Genomic DNA, 17,734 nt, shown 5'->3' with positions numbered 1-17,734 from the left:
TCAGGCTCCTTCGGCAATCCTGCGCTTGAAGTTGAGGATCGAGGGACGTGCAACGGGAGGAGCCTCAACCAGCTCTTCAGCCACTGCACCATCGAGGCTTGCCGCCAACTGCTCGATCGTGACGTTCTTCATGAGCTGACGTGCATCCACGCCCAGCCCGCGTTCGTTCATTCGCGCGACGATGCGAAAGAGCTGCAGGCTGTCTGCGCCGAGGCTGAAGAACTTCTGGTCGATACCGATCTGCTGGAGGCCGAGCACCTCGCCCCAGATCGCGGCGATGGTGGACTGCGTCGGCGTCATGGCCACGGGTTCGGCTGCGGTGACCACGATTTGCGCGGGTTCGCTCGCCTCGGCGTCGCTCGCTGCGGATTCGACCGGCGCCGGCGCTTGCGGCACGACCTTGAGCGCAGCATGCGGCTGGCGCACCGGCACGGCCACCATGTCCGCGGTCGGTACGGGCAGGGCCTTGCGGTCGAGCTTGCCGTTGCTGGTCTGCGGCAGGGCTTCGAGCGTCATCCACAGCGTCGGCACCATGTAGGACGGCAGTTGAGCGGAGACGTGCGCCGCGACCGCGCTCTGATCGAGCTTGTCGGAGCCGGCGCCGACTACGTAGCCTACGAGCCGCGGACTGTCGCCCACGGTATGCAGGGCGACGGCGGCTGCGGCCACGCCCGGAGCCTTGCGCAGGGTGGCCTCGATATCCTCGATCTCGATGCGGAAGCCGCGCAGCTTGATCTGCTGATCGCGACGGCCCAGGTGCTGGAGCGAGCCGTCGGCGAGCCGCTTCGCAAGATCGCCGGTACGGTAGAGCCGGCGCGGCGCAGCGCCTTCGATGGCAACCGACTTGAAGGCGGCATCGGTCAGGTCGGGGCGGTTGAAATAGCCCTTCGCGAGGCCCTCACCGCCAATCCACAGTTCGCCGCTCACGCCCTCCGGCGCCAGACGCAGGTCGTCGGTCAGCACGTGCAGGTCGGTATTGGCGAGCGGCGCGCCGATCATCACCGGTGCGTTCGCAACGACACGCGAGGCGGAAGACCAGATCGTCGTCTCGGTCGGGCCGTAGAGGTTCCACACCTCCGCGCCGGTCGCGAGCAGGTCGTCGGCGAGGTCGCGCGGCAACGGCTCACCGCCGCACAGGATCTTGAAGCCCTTCGGCGCCTTGAAGCCGGCCTCGAGCAGCATGCGCCACAGCGAAGGCGTCGCCTGGAGCACGGTGGCGGCTTCTTCCTTCAGGCGCGTGACCAGCTCGAAACCGGTGCGCACTTCCGCGTGGCCGGCGATGAAGGTCCGCCCGCCGGCGATGAGCGGCAGGAACAGCTCGAGACCCGAAATATCGAAGGAGAACGTCGTCACCGCGACAATGCTGTCCCTGACCGTAAAGCCCGGCGCGCGCGCCATCGAGAGCAGGAAGTTGCTCAGCGCGCGATGGCCGATCTCCACGCCCTTGGGCTGACCCGTCGAGCCCGACGTGAAGATCACGTAGGCCGAATCCGCGTCCGTTACGGTGGGCAGCGCCACAGTTTCGTCGTCGTCCTGCGCGAGGAGCGCCTCGACGTCGAGCACGCGATGCGCGCCCGGTTCCAGCACCGTGAGGCTTGCCTCATCGCTGAGGATCGCGGCGATGCCGGCGCCATCGAGAATCTGGCGCAGGCGTGCGGGCGGCATCGTCATGTCGAGCGGCACGTAGGCGCAGCCCGCGCGCCACACGCCGATCATGGCCGCCACGATCAAGGCGCTGCGTTCCATCGCGAGGGCGACGCGTGAGCCTGACGCGACACCCGCCGCCATGAGCCGGCGGGCGATCTGGCTGGCGCGCGCATCGAGTTCGCCATAGGTCAGGCTCGTCGAGTCGTCAGATACGGCTGTCGTATCCGGGGCTTGCCAGGCTTGCGCGGCGATCAGCGCCGGGGTCGTCTGCGAGAGATCGAAGTCGCGCTGAGAGGCGTTCAGCTCGTCACGAAGACGGTGGATTTCGGCATCGCTGAGCAGCGGCAGGGCTGCGATCGGCGTCTCGGCGTCGCGTGCGATCGCCGTCAGCAGGGTTTCGTAGTAGCCGAGCCAGCGCTGGATCGTCGTTTCGTCATAGACGTCGGTGTTGAAGTCGCAATCGAGACGCAGGCCCTGCGCCGATTCGATCACGTTCAGGAACAGATCGAAGTTGCTGTAGGCCTTCGCGTTCGGCGCGAAGTGCGTGGTGACGCCCGCCATGTCGAGTTCGCCGTCGACCTTTTCCAGGTTGAACTGCAGATCGGTCAGCGGCAGCCGGTTGAGATCGCGCTTGATGCCGAGGTCGCGCACGAGCGCGCCGTAGGTGTAGTTCTGCCGGTCGCCTGCGTCGTACAGGTGGTCGCGCACCGCTTTCATGTGCGTGGCAAAAGGCTTCTCACGATCGAACTTCACGCGCAGCGGCAGGAAGTTCACGCAGTGCCCGACCAGCAGCGCTTCACCCGCTTGCGACTGGCCAGCCATCGGCGCGGCGATCACGACATCGTCATTGCCGGACAGACGGCCGAACAGCACCTGGGCCGCGCCGAACAACGTGGCGAACAGCGAGCAGCCCTGCTTTGAGGAGGCGGTCTTGACCTGCTTGAGCAGGTCGGCGCCCAGATGGCGGGTCGTCGAGGCGCCATTGAAGCTCTTGCGCTCAGGGCGCGGGCGATCGCCGGGCAAATCGGCTTGCGGCGCCGGGTCGCGATGGACATTCATCCAGAATTCACGCGTTTCTTTATCGACGCCGATTTCGTCCTGCGCCTTGGCGAAGGCGAGGAAGCTCTGCACTTCGTCGAGTTCGGGCTGCGTGCCCCAGACTTCTGCGGCGTAGAGCGCAGCCAGATCGCGCAGGATGATGTTGATCGACCAGCCGTCGCAGACGATGTGATGCGCCGTGAACACGAACGCCCACTTCTGCGCTTCGAGGCGCACCAGCGCGGCGCGCGCGAGCGGCGCCCGGGTGAGGTCGAAGACCTCGCGGGCTTCGGCGTCGATAATGGCCTTCAGCTCGGCCGCCGGATCCGCGTGGGTGGAAAGGTCGATGGGGACCAGCGCAACGGTCGTCGTCGGTTCCGCGAACATCGTGTCGCCAACGCGTGAGAAGTGCACGCGCAGCGCATCGTGACGGGCGACAGTCGCGGCGAAGGCGCGTTCGAAAGCGGCCTCGTTCAGCTTGCCATTGAGTTCGAGCGTGAACGACTCATTGAACGCGAGCGAGGCCTCGTGGCCCTGCTGGGCCGACATCCAGATTTCCTTCTGCGGCTCGGTGAGCGCGGACTGCGTGAGCGCCGGTTCGGCTTGCGCAGTCGAAGCGGCTGCGTCCTGCGCGCCGCCGAGAATACCGACGCGCTGGAGCGCGTCGATGCTCGCGACGAAGGCGTCGCCGATCTTGCGGATGTCCTCGTCCGAATGGCTCGTCGTCAGGAAGCAGGGGAAGCCTTCCATGATATGCACGCCGAGATAGCGCATATACGGATAGAAGAGGCTGCCGAGGCGATCCTCGCCCGCGAGATTCACGTAGAACCAGCTCGAGAACGACTCCGCCCGCGTGGCGATGCCGACCTTCTCCAGATGCGCGTTGACGCGTTGCACGAGACCGTTCATGCGTTCGCCGAGCCCTTCCTGCAGTGCCGGGCCGGCTTCCTTGAGGTGCAGGAGCACCGCCTTCATTGCGGCCAGCACCACCGGATGGCGCACGAACGTGCCCGCGAAGAACGTAGGCGGAACTTCGGGCACCGAAGCATCGCCGAATTGCCACTGACCGCCGTCGAGCGCATCCATGTACTGCGTGGTGCCTGCAAGCACGCCTATGGGCAGGCCGCCGCCGACCACCTTGCCGTAGGTCGCCATGTCGCCCTGGATGCCCCACAGGCCTTGCATGCCGGCCGGATGGACGCGAAAGCCCGTCACGACCTCGTCGAAAATCAGCGCCGACTCATTGGCCGCCGTGACGTCGCGCAACTGCTGCACGAACTCCCTCGGACGCAAATTCGGATGGCGCGACTGCACCGGCTCGATCAGGACCGCTGCGATGTCGTCGATGTTGGCCTTGATCCATTCGAGGCTTTCCGGACGGGCATACGGCAGCACGACCATGTTGCCCACGGAGGTCTGCGGGATTCCGGGCGCGAGCGGGAATGCGCGCGGCACGCCCGCTTCGCTGCCCGGCTTCACGAGCACTTCGTCGAACTGGCCGTGATAGTCGCCGTCGAAGCAGACCACCTTGTCCTTGCCGGTCACCGTGCGCGCGAGGCGCATTGCCGCCATCACGGCTTCCGAGCCGGTATTGCAGAACGTGACGCGCTGATGGCCCGTCATCTCGGAGAACATCTGCGCGACTTCGCCCGCGAGCGGCGACTGCGGTCCGATCGCGAAGCCTTCCGCCAATTGCGCGTTGACCGCCTCGACCACGAAATCGGGCGTGTGGCCGAACGCGGTCTGGCCGTAGCCGTTGACCACGTCGATGTACTCATTGCCGTCCACGTCCCAGATCTTCGAGCCCTTCGAGCGCTGCGCGACGATCGGATAGACGAGTTCCTTCCATTCCTCGCGGAAGCCGCTGGCGGTGCGCGGATCGGCAAGCACCGCCCGGTACGACTGCGTGCGAGCCTTGGAGGTGGCGGTTTTCGCCGAGTAGCGCGCGGCGAGGTCGGTGATGAATGACTTCTGGGCGTCGGTTATCTGGGCCGAGTGCGCGGCGCCCGGCTTGTACGCGGTGAAGCGCGACGGGCGGTTCTCCTCGAACTTGATCTCGGGGCCGGCGGAGCGCGCGGGCGCGGCGGCAGGTGCGGGCGCTGCCGCTGCAACGACCGGGGCGGCTGCGACGGCTGCGGGCACCACGATCTGGGCCGCGGCGGGCTGCGGCACGGCCAGCGGCGCGCCTTGCAGCACCTCGAGCTGGCGCGCCATCACCGACTGCATCGCGGCGAGCTGGTCGCGGATCACCGACTGGAGGTCGCCCGTGGCCGGCGCAACGGCCATCTGTACAGCCACAGGCGCACCCACCGGTGCGGCGGCAACGGCGACAGGCGCGGCCGCTGTTTGAACGGCGACCGGCGCAGCGGCAGGTGCTGCAACCGGCGCGGCCTCTGCGGGCACTTCCGGATCGGGCGGCATGGCGCCGTCGAGGAACTGCGCGAGAGCTGGCAGCGTCGGATAGTCGCTCATGATCTGCCGGAAGCTGATCGTGACGTCGTAGCGGCGGCGCAACTGCCGGGACACTTGCCCCATGAACAGCGAGTCGTAACCGAGATCCCAGAAGGTCACGTCCGGATTGGAAGTATCCGGCGCCTCGCCGGACATTTCGGCGAGCAGCGACGCCAGTTCGGCAATGAGACGCGGTTTGCGGTCGATTTGGACGGTTTGGGTCATGGCGGTCTGAGGAATATCGTTTAGGGCTTCGGACGAGGCTTGCGCGGCAATCGCTGGGGCAACGGTCGTTGGCTGACTTGAAGAGGCGGTTGCCGGGGCATCAATCCAGTGCCGTTCCGGCTCGAAGGGATAGGTCGGGAGCGATACGCGGCGGCCAGTTTCAGTCCGCAGCGTTTTCCAGTTCGGCTTGACGCCGTTCAGCCACAGGCGCCCGGTTGCCTCGGCGAGGACGGCAAGCTCGCGCTCGCGCGTCGCGAAATCGGGCAGCGAGGCAATCGCGCCCTGATGCCGGTCCTTGGGCAAGCCCTGCAGGACGAAGGTCGAGAGCGTGCGGCCGGGGCCGATTTCGAGCAGCAGCGGTTTGCCCTCTGCGGTGACCGTGGCCAGCGCGTCGCTAAAGCGCACGACATTGCGGCAATGGCTTGCCCAGTACTGTCCCGAGACCGGCTGGTCCATCGCCGCCCATTGCCCGGTCACGGAGGACACGTACGGAATTTTCGGCCTAGCGAAAGTCAGGCGGTTCGCGACCTGGGCCAGATCGTCGACGACGCCCGACATCATGCGCGAGTGGAACGCGTGCGATGTGTGCAGACGTCGATGTTCGATATCGCGTGCCTTGAGCGTGGCCTCGAATGCCTCGATGGCTGCGAAGGGGCCGGCCACGACGCTCAGCGTCGGCGCATTGATCGCGGCGAGATCGACGTCGCCGGGCAGCATGGGGCTGAGTTCGGCCTCCGACAGGCGCACGACCAGCATCGCGCCCGGTTCGGCCGACTGCATGAGCGCGCCGCGTTGCGCGATGAGGCACAGCGCATCCTCGAAGGCAATTGCCTCCGCCACGCAAGCCGCGACCAGCTCGCCGACGCTATGGCCGATCATGGCTGCCGGCTTGATGCCGCGCGAGATCCACAATTGCGCCAGCGCGTATTCAACCAGGAAGAGTGCCGGCTGCGCGTAGATCGTCGAGCGGATGGGATGCGGAGTGTCGTCGCCCTCCGGGGCTTCGCTCAGCAGCATCGTGCGGATGTCCAGGCCGAGATGGGGCGCGAGCGCCTCGGCGCCCTTGTCGATCCACTCGCGATAGACCGGCTCGGTGCGATAGAGCGCGGCTCCCATGCCGGGATACTGGGCGCCCTGGCCGGGGAACATGAAAACGACCGCAGGCGCTGCCTGTGGCGCTTGCGCTTCGATCGCGCCTTTCTGGAGCTTGGCCTGGGCCTGCTCCACGCTCTCGGCCACGACGACGGCGCGGTGCGCGAAATCGCGGCGTCCCGTTTGCAGCGTCGCGGCCACGTCGGCGAGCGCGATCTCCGGATGGCTAGCGAGATGCGTGGCGAGATTCGCCTTCGCGCGTTCGAGCGCCGGCGTGCTGCGAGCCGACAGCGGCAGGATCTGGAGCCCTTCGCTTTGCCCGGCGCAGGCGTTATGGCACGGCGCTTCCTCCAGCACCACATGCACGTTCGTCCCGCCGACGCCGAGCGAACTCACGCCAGCGCGGCGCGGCGTGGCGCCATCAGCCCAGGCACGTACGGTCGTATTGAAGAAAAACGGACTGCTGGTCAGGTCGATGCCAGGATTGGGCGAACGAAAATGGGTGAGCGGCGGCAAGGTGCGGTTGCGCAGGGCGAGCGACGCGGCGATGAAACCCGTCACGCCCGCGGCCGCGTCGAGGTGCCCGACATTGGCCTTCGCCGAGCCTAGCGCGCAGAACTGGCCGCCCTCGGCGCCGCCCAGGCGAAACGCCTGCACGAGGCCCGCGAATTCGATCGGATCTCCGAGTGGTGTTGCCGTGCCATGGGCCTCGACATAGCCAATCGATGATGGATCGATGCCGGCCTCGGCATGCGCGATGGCGATCGCGCGTGCCTGGGCGTCGACGCTCGGCGCTGTGAAGCCGACCTTGTCGGAGCCGTCGTTGTTGATGCCCACGCCGCGGATCACGGCATAGATCGGATCTTCGTCGGCGATGGCGTCTTCGAGACGCTTGAGCAGGACGACGCCCGCGCCGCTGCCGAACACCGTGCCCTTCGCATCGGCGTCGAACGGACGGCACACGCCGTCGGGCGCGCCCATGCCGCCTTCTTCATAGAAGTAGCCGCGCTTTTGCGGGAAGGTGATCGAGACGCCGCCGGCCAGCGCCATGTCGCAGCGTCCCGCCCGCAGGTTCTCGACGGCGAGGCTGATCGCGGTGAGCGAGGTCGAGCATGCCGTTTGCACGGAGATGGCCGGCCCCGTGAGCCCAAGCTTGTAAGCGGTGCGGGTGGCGACGAAGTCCCCAGCGCCCACGAGCTTTTGGTACTCGCCGATCTGGAACTGGCTCGTAAACTCGTCGATGACCGCGCGATCGGACAGGATGTGCTTGAGGAAGTAAGTGTTCATCGACGTGCCGGCGAACACCCCGACGGCACCGGCGATCGTCGCCGGGTCGTAGCCGGCATCTTCGAACGCTTCCCAGGCGATCTGGAGGAACAGCCGCTGCTGCGGGTCGGTCAGCGCGGACTCGCGCGCGAGCATGCCAAAAAAGCCGGCGTCGAAGTGATCGACATCGGCCAGTATCGGCCGCGCCTTGACATAACTCGCGTCGCGGCGCGACTTGTCGTCGAAACTGTCCTCCAGTTCCGCCACGTCGAAATGCGTGATGCAGTCGCGCCCCGCGAGGATGTTCGCCCACAGTTCGGAGACATTGCGCGCGCCCGGAAACCGCCCGGACATGCCGACGACTGCGATGGCTCCCCCTTGCGCGCCTCGGCGCTGGAGGATTGCGTCTTTGCTCGCTGCGGGGAGCGTCGTACGCAGCTGCGCAGCCAGCGCCTCGACGTTGGGGTGACGGAACAGATCCACCAGCGCGACCTTGGCCGCGACGTCGCGCGCGATGATGGCGTGGGCGCGCATCAGATCGAGCGAGCGCAAGCCGAGGTCAAAGAAGTTCGCGCGGCGATCGACGGGTTTGCCGAGGAGCCCTTCGAATACGCTCGCGAGCTTGTCGGCAACACCATCGTCCACGGGCGAGGTCCCTGCAGATGCTTCGGATTGCGTATCGATTTCCGCAAGCAGCGCTTTGCGGTTGATCTTGCCATTGGGCGTCAGCGGAAAGTCCGGCAGGACACGCAGTTCCGACGGCACCATGTAATCGGGCAGGGCGGACCTGAGATGAGCGCGAATTTCGCTCAGCAGGCCTGCTGCATCCGCCGCGTCGGCCTTAACGAAGCCCGCAATGGCCTTGCCCATGCGGCCGTCGAATGCTGCGACGGCGGCGTCGGCCACGCCGGGCGACACGCGCAGCGCATGTTCGATTTCGTCGAGTTCGATACGTTTGCCTGCAATCTTGATCTGCCGGTCGTTGCGGCCCAGAAATTCGATCGCCCCGTCCTCGCGGCGGCGCACGAGGTCGCCAGTGCGGTAGAGCCTGGCGCCGGGAGCGAAAACGTCGTCGACGAACTTCTCGGCCGTCAGTTCGGGCCGGTTGAGATAGCCGAGCGCGACGCCGTCGCCACCCGTGACCAGTTCGCCGACTTCTCCATCGGCAACAGGCGCGAGCTTGTCGTCGACGATGTAGGCGCTCGTGCCAGCGATGGCGTAGCCGATGGGAATGGCGTCGCCATTCGCGAGTGCCTCGCCGTCGCGCGGGATACGGTAGCAGCAGGTAAAGGTCGTGTTCTCGGTCGGACCGTAGCCATTGATGATCTGCAGACCCGGATGAGCCTCCATGACCTTGCGTACATGGACGGGGGACAACACGTCCCCGCCCGTCAGCGCCTCCTTGAGCGGAAGAAAGGCTTCCAGCCGGTAGTCGGCGAGCGCATTGAAGAGGCCAGCCGTGAACCAGGCGCTGGTAACGCCGAGTCGCGCTATCTCGGACGCGATCGTGTCGAGAGAGGGCTGGACCTCGTTGACGATGGCGGCACAGCCGCCGTTCAGGAGCGGTCCCCAGATCTCAAGCGTGCTCGCATCGAAGGCGAGCGGCGCGAGATTGAGGAAGCGCGTGTGGGGCGAAAGCTCGGTGAAGGTCTGGCCCTGCACGAGGCGCAGAATCGCGCGCTGCGGCACGACCACGCCCTTGGGCTTGCCGGTCGAGCCGGAGGTGTACATGATGTAGGCCGCGTCGTCACGACTGCACGCGTGGAGCGGGGCGGGCTCGGCCGCTTCTGCCGCCGCCACGACATGCTCGAGATCGACGCAGACGCCGTTCAGCTCGCCAACGCTGGCGAGCGCCGCCGCTTCAGCGATGATGAGCTTGGGTGCGCAATCGGCAACGATGAAGTCGAGCTGCGCCTTCGGATAGGCGCGGTCCAGCGGCACATACACGGCGCCCAGCCGCAGGATCGCCAGCATCAAGGCCAGCGTGTCGCGGCTGCGCGAAACCATGATCGCGCAGCGCTCGCCCGGCTCCAGTCCCATTTCATGCAGGACGGTTGCGAGCCGCGCCGAACGTTCGCCGAGGGCGGCGTAATCTTCTTCGCCCGTGGCGTCAATGACAGCGAGACGATTGCCGAACTCGGCACATATGGCATCGAAGCGCGCTGCCACGCCTGGCACATGATCAGTCCCGCCTGGCAAAACGCCTGAAAGTCCATCTCTGTGTGACATTTGCTACTCCCCCACAATTTTGACGAAGGTCCGGGGTTGAGCCAGGCCTGGCGATGTACACGCTGCCTTTGCGGATAACGGCTGCCGGTCACGGGATACGCAAGCCGCCCGCGGTCCTGCGCGGCTGGCTTGTCTCCAATGTCTGAAATTTGCTGTAAGAGGAAGTTAAACTCCCGCGGGATGCCTATCCGTTCGCCGTCGCACACACGATGTGCTGCAGCAACACATCGCACTGTGGCGGCGCGGGCGCACGGAGCGCGAATGGCTTGGAGCCGAAGACGTGCGATATGCGGGTGGAGTTGTGCGCGGCACAACCTTGGTGAGTCGCCGGACGCGACGATGGCGGCGCGCCCGAGGCCCCATCAGGTCAGTTCATGGGGACGATCGACCAGTCACTATGGCGCGCTGCTACCGCTGCCGCGTAGCTCGGTCTCAGTGAGAGGGCGCGAATGCACCAGTGAGAGGCTTCCTGCGCCTCGCCGCCGACGAAGCGCGGTGTCGTGTCGCCGTGAACGGCAAGATCGAACTCGAAATGCTCCGGCGGCAGGATGAAGCCGGTTCCGAGCGCTTTCAGGCTGGCCTCCTTGCGCGCCCAGGTTTCAAAAAACACCGGCTGCCGTTCTGATGCCGGGAGCGCCTCGAATTGTTCGCGCTCGAACGCGGAGAAGACTTCGAGCGGCATGGTTTCCTCGATCGGGCGAATCTGTTCTACATCGATGCCCACTTCGAAGCCGTTCGAAATGGCGAGCGCCGCCGTATTCTCGCTGTGGCTCAGATTGAAACAGATCCTCCATCCAGAAGGTTGACTCGTGCAAAACGGTTTGCCTTCCGGACCATACTCAAGTGCGACCGTACGCGCAGGGAGCGCGGCATAGCGGCCAAGGATCTGTCTGAGTCTTCCCCGTCCGGTCACGTAACGGCGGCGATGCAGCTCGAAGCGAAAGTTGCCGGCCCGCTCGTGCTCCTGCGCGGACAGCGTGTCCCAGTACCGGTCAAAATCACTCCAGCAGGCGTCAAGGTCCCATTGCCAGACATGGACTTCTTGCATGGTTGGCGGCGTGAGTGGCGACGAGGACATTGAGGGCGTGGTTCGACTTGCGGTGGGGAAGTGCCGGTGGGGCACGGGCTTCGCGCGCCACCCGGTTGAGTGCGCAAGGAGCGGCATACGCACCAGAGAATGTACAGATACAACTCTCGCGGATTTGTTGGGCAACCCACGGAACAGGACTTGCCATACGGCCTACGATTCATCAGAGCGATGATGCAACTACGCTGCACTGCGTGCGGCATCCGTGCGGGGATCTACGAGTCTACGCGGCAATTGCCGCAACAAGGCGCCGACACAAAACCTGTGAGGCTCTCCGAAAGTAGCTGGGCTGCATGGTCCCTGCGAGTCGATGCGGCGCCGGACGAATCATCTATTGCTTGGGCTTCCAGAACGCGTTTCTGTTGCGTTCGTTATTGAATTGCGTCAGCTCAATGGATTTTGAAAAGCCTGGTCCGAAACCCGTTGCGCAAGATGTGTCAATCGCCCATGTATTGAATTTGAAAGTATGGTTAATTTTAATGTAAGCAATATTGCTGAGCTTCCAGGAGGAGAATTGTTCCCGGTAAGGAACGGTAAGAATATGTGTGATTGACGTGCTACCAGATCAAGTCCGATAGTTTTACTCTTTGCACGAGGAAGTTGTCGAAATTCAGATTCGAGGTGTGGGATGCGGCGTGATTTTGACAATGTCTACAACGTGAGTGTGATCATTCCACACTACAACAGCCTTGATTTGCTCTGGGTGGCAATAGAATCGATTTCCAGTCAAACCGTTGTTCCGCGCGAAATCATCGTCGTCGATGACGCATCGGGGATGCAGTTCGAATTGCCGAGTCGTTGTGGAGACGACATTGTCTTGCGCCTGATTCGCGAAAGCGAGAACCATGGGGCGGCGTGGTGTCGAAACCGGGGCATCGAGGAGGCCACCGGTGATCTGATCGCTTTCCTGGACGCTGACGATCGATGGCTCCCGAACAAGCTCGAATGCTGCATCGCCGCATTCGGCCCCAAGCCTGCCGGCAACGAAGCAAAGGTACTCTTCAGTAATGTCGTGCTCACGGAGGCGGGCCGGCGCATCCCGGGTAACCGCTCTCCCTACGATGGCCAGCCGATGCTCGACTTCGTCCTGCTGGAAGGGGGCTATATCCAGACCTCGTCGATCATGATGTGGCGTCATCAGTACCCGCTGATCAGCTTCGATGGATCGTTGCGCCGTCATCAGGACTGGGATTTCGCTATTCGAGCTGAAATGGCTGGCTGCGTATTCGTTTATTTGCACGATGCACTGGTGGAGTATTCCCTGAGCGAAAGTCCCGCCAGAATATCGAAGGCGGTCAGTTGCGAACCCAGTCTCGAATTTTTCGAAAAATATAACAAGCTGATGTCAAAAGGGCATGTCTCGTCATTTATATTTAATGTCCTGATTTACAAGAAAATGAGTATTGCCTTGAGGCTTGCCATTGTTGAGCGAGTTTTGTTGAGAGAAATTGAGATGCCCAGCAAGGATTGGGCGTCGCTGTTTGCGAGGCTGGTCATCGGGTGGGGAGGTGTGAATTTAATCAAACAGTTGAAACGGATCATCCGGGCTGAGGATTATCCGATTTGAGTTGCATTGGCCTTAAAAAATAAAAGTCATAGCCGGCGACCCGGTAAGCTTGCTCCTCCAGTTTGATCCCCTCGAAGTTCAACGCTCTCGTCAAGGGCTGGTTCTTCCCCTTTATATCTCCCCGAGCGGCCTCGTTATGTCGAGGATGTTCATAAACGTCGCGCGCTGCATCCGGCTGGGGTTGTGTATGTCGGCGCACAGATGGTGCACCTGCGCTCTGCTCTAATCTCAAGGCCGCAACCGGCAGCGTGTGGAGAACGTTTCGACTGCGAGGTCCCCAATGCGTCAATTTGTCCGCGATTTGTTTTACTCATCCGTCGCCGATAAACAGGTCAATTTACCGCTGCCACCGACGTCGCTCGCGATCCATTCGCGCAAGCTCAATATTTTGCTGCTCGGCACGTGTTCTGTGGAGATGCTCGTCAAGCGAAGCGCAAACTCGGGGCACAAGATCCGCCACATACTGATGGGCTCGAGACGTCACGCACCGATCCCGGAGGCCGCGCCAACCGATGACGTCGTCGTCGTGAATCTCACGCTCCGTCACATTCTGGGCGAAGTGACGCAAACGCCTGAACCTGTGGTGGACATGGTTTTTTCACGCCTGCGTTCCGACGACGAAGCGCACGCCTTTCTGGAAAGAACAGGGGAGTATGTCGCCCAGAAGGTGGCGCAGGTCGCCGCGCAGATCACGACGGCTCCTGTTGTCTTCATGTCGTTTTTCGAGCCGAGCTTCAATTACGACGGCGATCTCATTGATCCATTCGGTATGACATCGCCTGGATATCTCGTGCGGGAGATCAACCGACTTTTGTCGGACGCCGTGCGCAAGACGAATAATTGCTACTTTCTCGACGCCAATGAAATATTGAATTTCATTGGCCGCCGACACCTGCAGGATGATGTCCTGTTGAGCAGCTCGCATGCGTCGTTCATCAACGATTGGGACTTCAAGCTCGACGCGAATCGGTTGATTGCGCCTAAAGCAATCGGGAATATCGTGACTTATGAAGTCGCGTCCCGCGAATTTACCCTTGCGTTCCTTTCCCGGATTGAAGCGATAGTCAAGGTCATCGAGCAGCAAGATCCAGTGAAGCTGATAATCGTCGATCTCGACGACACCATGTGGCGCGGCGTGGCAGCGGAAGGCGAGAGCGTGAGCCTGGAACAGCGCATCGAAGGCTGGCCCATCGGCCTCGCTGAGGCCCTGCTGTTCTTCAAGAGGCGCGGGGGATTGCTGGCGATCTGCAGCAAGAATGACGCAGCGCCCACCATTGAACGGTTCAACGCCATCTGGCGCGGCGCCATTACCGTGGACGACTTCGCGTGCGTGCGCATCAACTGGAAGCCCAAGTCGCAGAACATCCTTGAAATCCTCAAGGAGGTGAATCTGCTTCCGGGCAACTGTGTCTTTATCGACGACAACGACCGTGAGTTGTCGGAGGTGAAGGCGGCGATCCCCGCCATTCGTTGTCTGGGCGGAAATCACTACGACTGGCGGCGAATCATTTTGCGATCGGCCGAAACGCAGGTCCCCATTGTCACCGAAGAGTCAGCGCGCCGCACCGAACTCGTGCGCGCTATCTCGCAGCGCGAAGCCAGTGCCGACGCGAACAATGGTGTCTCGCGGGAAGAGTGGCTAGCTTCGTTACAGCTTCGCCAGTCATTCTTCTTGATCAAGACGCCGCAATCCAGACACTTCGATCGCGCGTTCGAGCTTATCAACAAGACGAATCAATTCAATACGACTGGGAAAAGATGGGAGCGGTCAGAGTTCGAGGCGTTCATAACGCAGGGCGGGTACTGCGTGGTCTCTTCGCTGCGAGACAAATTGATCGACAACGGCATCATCTCCGTTTGCCTGATCAATGGCGAGAAGATCGTCCAGGTCGTCCTGTCGTGCCGCGTGTTTGGGCTCGGCGCTGAGTTGGTCGTCGGGGCAATTGCTACACGGTTGGCGCTGAAGTCGGGCTCGGAAGTCCACGCCGAACTGGTCGATACCGGAAGAAATGCGACCTGCCACGACTATTTCAAACGACTCGGCTTCTCCGAAACGGCCGCGGGTTTGTACTCGCGCGCCGCGAACGAACTACCGTCCTACATCGAGATCGAGAATCTGGGCGCAGCCGAGTTTCCTCCTGTGCGGATTTAGTGCAGCGCTCGATTGAGGCGTTTGCAAAGCAACGCAAGCGTCGCGATCGCCACCCACGGCGCCCATGAAGGCAACCTGGTGGGAGGGTCCAGTATGCTGACGCGGCTGCTCGCGCAGCGCTGGTTCTACAGAGAGGTCAAAAAGAATGATAAGCCCGACCAGTCCCCTCCCAGTTCTTGCCGCGGTGCTCCTTGCACTCGCGACTGCCAAAGTTTTGATCTGGCGATTCGGTGCCCCCAACGCTGCAGGACGCTTTGCAACGATTGACGGATTGAGGGGATACCTGGCTTTTTTCGTTTTCGTGCACCATTCCTGCATATGGTACTTCTACATCAGAACCTCACAGTTTGACTCTCCTCCGTCGAATTTCATGGCAAATATCGGACGGGCAAGCGTGTCCCTGTTCTTCATGATTACCGGCTTTTTATTTTCGACAAAAATAATCAATGACAAAGAGAAAGGAGTTGACTGGATAAAGCTTTATGTATCCAGAGTCCTGCGTCTAACGCCATTGTATCTGTTCGCCATGCTGCTCCTTTTCACCGCTGTCGCTTTCGTGTCGGGTTTCTCGCTAGCGCAATCTCCTATGACGCTGGCGGTCAATGCATTGCGATGGTTAGCCTTTTCAAGTTTTGGTGAGCCGGATATCAACGGGGTGGAGGGCACGAGACTCATCCTGTCGGGCGTGCCGTGGACACTTGCCTATGAATGGGGATTCTATCTTTGTCTGCCTCTGCTGGCAGTCGTGATTGGAGGTATTCCGTCGTTTTCGGTAATGGCAATCGGATTGGTCGGCGTGCTGGACCTTGTTCATTTTCACGCGGAATTGAGATTGCTGGCACCGTTTCTTGGGGGGATCATTGCGGCACTTCTTTGTCGTCACGCCTGGTTCCGCAGACTTTCACAGAAGAGGATTGTCTCGCTCGTTGCAATCGCCGCGATCACCGGGGCGGTCATCTTGTTTCCGACGACCTATGCGCGGATCCCATTAGCGCTGCTTTCCCTGAGCTTTGCCGTAATCGCGGGCGGCGCCTCCTTGTTCGGAGCCTTGACCAGCCAGCTATCCCGCATGCTAGGAGAGCTCGCTTACAGCATCTATCTGCTCCACGGGTTCATTCTGTTTACGCTTTTCAACCTTGTTGTTGGAAAGCGAAGCGCGAGAATGTTCAGCCCTCTGGATCACTGGTTCACGATCCTGCTGACCACTCCCGTCCTGATTCTTGTCAGCTATGCGACCTTCCGCTTGATCGAGAAGCCTGCCGTGCGATACACCGAAAGTGTTAGCCGGTGGGTGCGCCAGGCAATATTTACGAAGCGCGGCGCTCTGGAGGAGTCGCTTTGAATGCGTTTGCGCGGGTTCCACCTTGGCGAAAGGTGTGCGAACGTGTGATGGATATCGGCCTGAATCCGGGTCAGGGGACTGAGTTCGTCGAGTGGCAGCGCATTACTTCTCATGCCCAACGCTGGCAGGTGATTTTGTCCAGGAGTTGCGCGGGGACCAATGGCAGGCCACCGCGGCAACCAGCAGGACGTAGGTTGCGAGGAAGTAGTAGGTTAGAGAATGCACTCGAATATCAAACAATCCTTCGAGGCATAGAGGCAGGATAGTCAGGAAAGGGAAAATCTTCAAAAATAGGCCCACCCAACCATCGCCTCGTGACGAGAGGATCATGGACAAATAGAGGCAAACCGCAAAACCGCTGAAATCATACGACATCAACCTCGGGTTGAGCAGAATGAGGATGGCGAGGAAATAAAACAACTCGCTGGCGGAGTTGATCTGCACAGCGCGTTCCCCATGCCTGTATCGAAGAGCTGCCGATATCAGTACAACGAGAAGCATCAGGAGAAGATGGAGAGCAAAGCCGACTTTCCCCATCCCAAACTTGGAGAAAACGCCGAAAATTGTCAGCCCAGCATCCCCATGCTGGATGATCTGATTGTAGATGGCGCCCTGGAATCCAGCCCACAGCTGAGGATAGAGAGCAGGTTGCGCAATGTAGATGCCGGCAACCGATAGCAGCACTGCGACGAATGCGAACAAACTGCGGCGGGGCAGGAAGAGGTAGAGCAAGGCATAGGCAAGGAAGTAGGGCTTTATGGCAGAAAATAATATGATCGCGATCGCATGTGGCGTCAACGTGTAGACCGACCGTCTCGTGTATAGAAAGTAGGATAGCGAAACGAGAAGCAGGTGCGCGAAGACGCTGATATTTCCCGTCTGGATCGAAGCAAAGCCCGATCCGCCAATCAGGAAGCCGAGAAGCAGGCAAGGCGCCAGGCGGTGATAGGGGATTTGAGACTTGAGACTCAGGCTAACGCAGGCGATGCCTGCCGCCGAGGCTAGTACCAGGAAAGCAAATGCTGTCGGGAAGTCGACAACGGAAAATACCTTGAGGAAAGCGGGCGGATAAACAAATGGAAAGGCGCCCGATGCGCACGCGTAGGGGTTTGGTCCCTGCGAATAGCAACTCAATCCTCTCTCATAGACATGGTAGTCCCAGAAGAACGAACCGCTTGTTCCGCTGAATGCGAGAACTAGTAAGAAACAAGCGGCGGCAGATAAGCTCCAAAGAGGCCATGCTTTATCCTCGGTAATGCTCGCCATATCTAGCTTCAATTACGCCCCCAATTCGGTTAACGACCGTCAAACTCTATGGGGGAAAATCGCTGAGCATGAATCCCGTCTGCGAATTCCTTAACCGGTCGCCGCGCAGATTTTGATCGTGAAGTCGATCGCAGATTCGGGCATTCGTTGGGGAAACCTGGGGAAGCCACTACGACGTAGTCCATAGAGCGAAAACGCGAGCGCTGTCCACGGTCCGTAGGCTCTTCGGACGGCCGCACACGCACGCTGCCGGATTCAGTGCTCAACCGTAGAGCATGGTTGTAAGTGGGTCTGTGCGCCAGCGTACGTCGCTCGATCATGTTAATACGAAACACCGCGCGACTTGCGAGTGCTGCGCGCCGTAGCCGAGCA

Annotated in this window: 6 protein-coding genes; 3 read left to right on the top strand and 3 right to left on the bottom strand. The window is 61.7% G+C overall.

Annotated elements, in window-relative coordinates:
- Both M3I53_RS24280 and M3I53_RS24275 read right to left on the bottom strand, forming a co-directional pair.
- Positions 1–9,888 carry a non-ribosomal peptide synthetase/type I polyketide synthase gene (locus M3I53_RS24280; RefSeq protein WP_254318391.1) on the bottom strand — a complete coding sequence of 3,296 codons (9,888 nt, stop codon included), beginning with the start codon at positions 9,886–9,888 and terminating at the stop codon, positions 1–3.
- 427 nt (positions 9,889–10,315) lie between these two features.
- Complete coding sequence (locus M3I53_RS24275; RefSeq protein ID WP_254318390.1) at positions 10,316–10,996, bottom strand: 4'-phosphopantetheinyl transferase superfamily protein; 681 nt, start codon at positions 10,994–10,996, stop codon at positions 10,316–10,318.
- Positions 10,997–11,663: 667 nt separating this feature from the next.
- Here M3I53_RS24275 and M3I53_RS24270 point away from each other — a divergent pair.
- The 3 genes from M3I53_RS24270 to M3I53_RS24260 all read left to right on the top strand — a co-directional run bounded on the left by M3I53_RS24270 (position 11,664) and on the right by M3I53_RS24260 (position 16,096).
- Positions 11,664–12,602 carry a glycosyltransferase family 2 protein gene (locus M3I53_RS24270; RefSeq protein ID WP_254318389.1) on the top strand — a complete coding sequence of 313 codons (939 nt, stop codon included), beginning with the start codon at positions 11,664–11,666 and terminating at the stop codon, positions 12,600–12,602.
- A gap of 280 nt (positions 12,603–12,882) precedes the next feature.
- Positions 12,883–14,754, top strand: a complete 1,872-nt coding sequence (locus tag M3I53_RS24265) for an HAD-IIIC family phosphatase (protein ID WP_254318388.1) — start codon at positions 12,883–12,885, stop codon at positions 14,752–14,754.
- A gap of 145 nt (positions 14,755–14,899) precedes the next feature.
- Positions 14,900–16,096 carry an acyltransferase gene (locus M3I53_RS24260; RefSeq protein WP_254318387.1) on the top strand — a complete coding sequence of 399 codons (1,197 nt, stop codon included), beginning with the start codon at positions 14,900–14,902 and terminating at the stop codon, positions 16,094–16,096.
- 102 nt (positions 16,097–16,198) lie between these two features.
- Here the strand turns inward: M3I53_RS24260 and M3I53_RS24255 are convergent, their stop codons facing one another.
- Complete coding sequence (locus M3I53_RS24255; RefSeq protein ID WP_254318386.1) at positions 16,199–17,362, bottom strand: hypothetical protein; 1,164 nt, start codon at positions 17,360–17,362, stop codon at positions 16,199–16,201.
- Between the last annotated feature and the right edge of the window lie 372 nt (positions 17,363–17,734).

This window comes from Paraburkholderia sp. CNPSo 3272 (assembly GCF_024206495.1).
Taxonomy (GTDB): domain Bacteria; phylum Pseudomonadota; class Gammaproteobacteria; order Burkholderiales; family Burkholderiaceae; genus Paraburkholderia.
The sequence above is the reverse complement of the archived record's forward strand: the minus strand, read 5'-3'. Positions and strand labels throughout refer to the sequence as shown.

Excerpts from the sequence above, each read along its gene's own strand:
- M3I53_RS24275 (WP_254318390.1), bottom strand. The coding sequence starts at position 10,996 with ATGCAAGAAGTCCATGTCTGGCAATGGGACCTTGACGCCTGCTGGAGT.
- M3I53_RS24270 (WP_254318389.1), top strand. The coding sequence starts at position 11,664 with ATGCGGCGTGATTTTGACAATGTCTACAACGTGAGTGTGATCATTCCA.
- M3I53_RS24265 (WP_254318388.1), top strand. The coding sequence starts at position 12,883 with ATGCGTCAATTTGTCCGCGATTTGTTTTACTCATCCGTCGCCGATAAA.
- M3I53_RS24260 (WP_254318387.1), top strand. The coding sequence starts at position 14,900 with ATGATAAGCCCGACCAGTCCCCTCCCAGTTCTTGCCGCGGTGCTCCTT.
- M3I53_RS24255 (WP_254318386.1), bottom strand. The coding sequence starts at position 17,362 with ATGGCGAGCATTACCGAGGATAAAGCATGGCCTCTTTGGAGCTTATCT.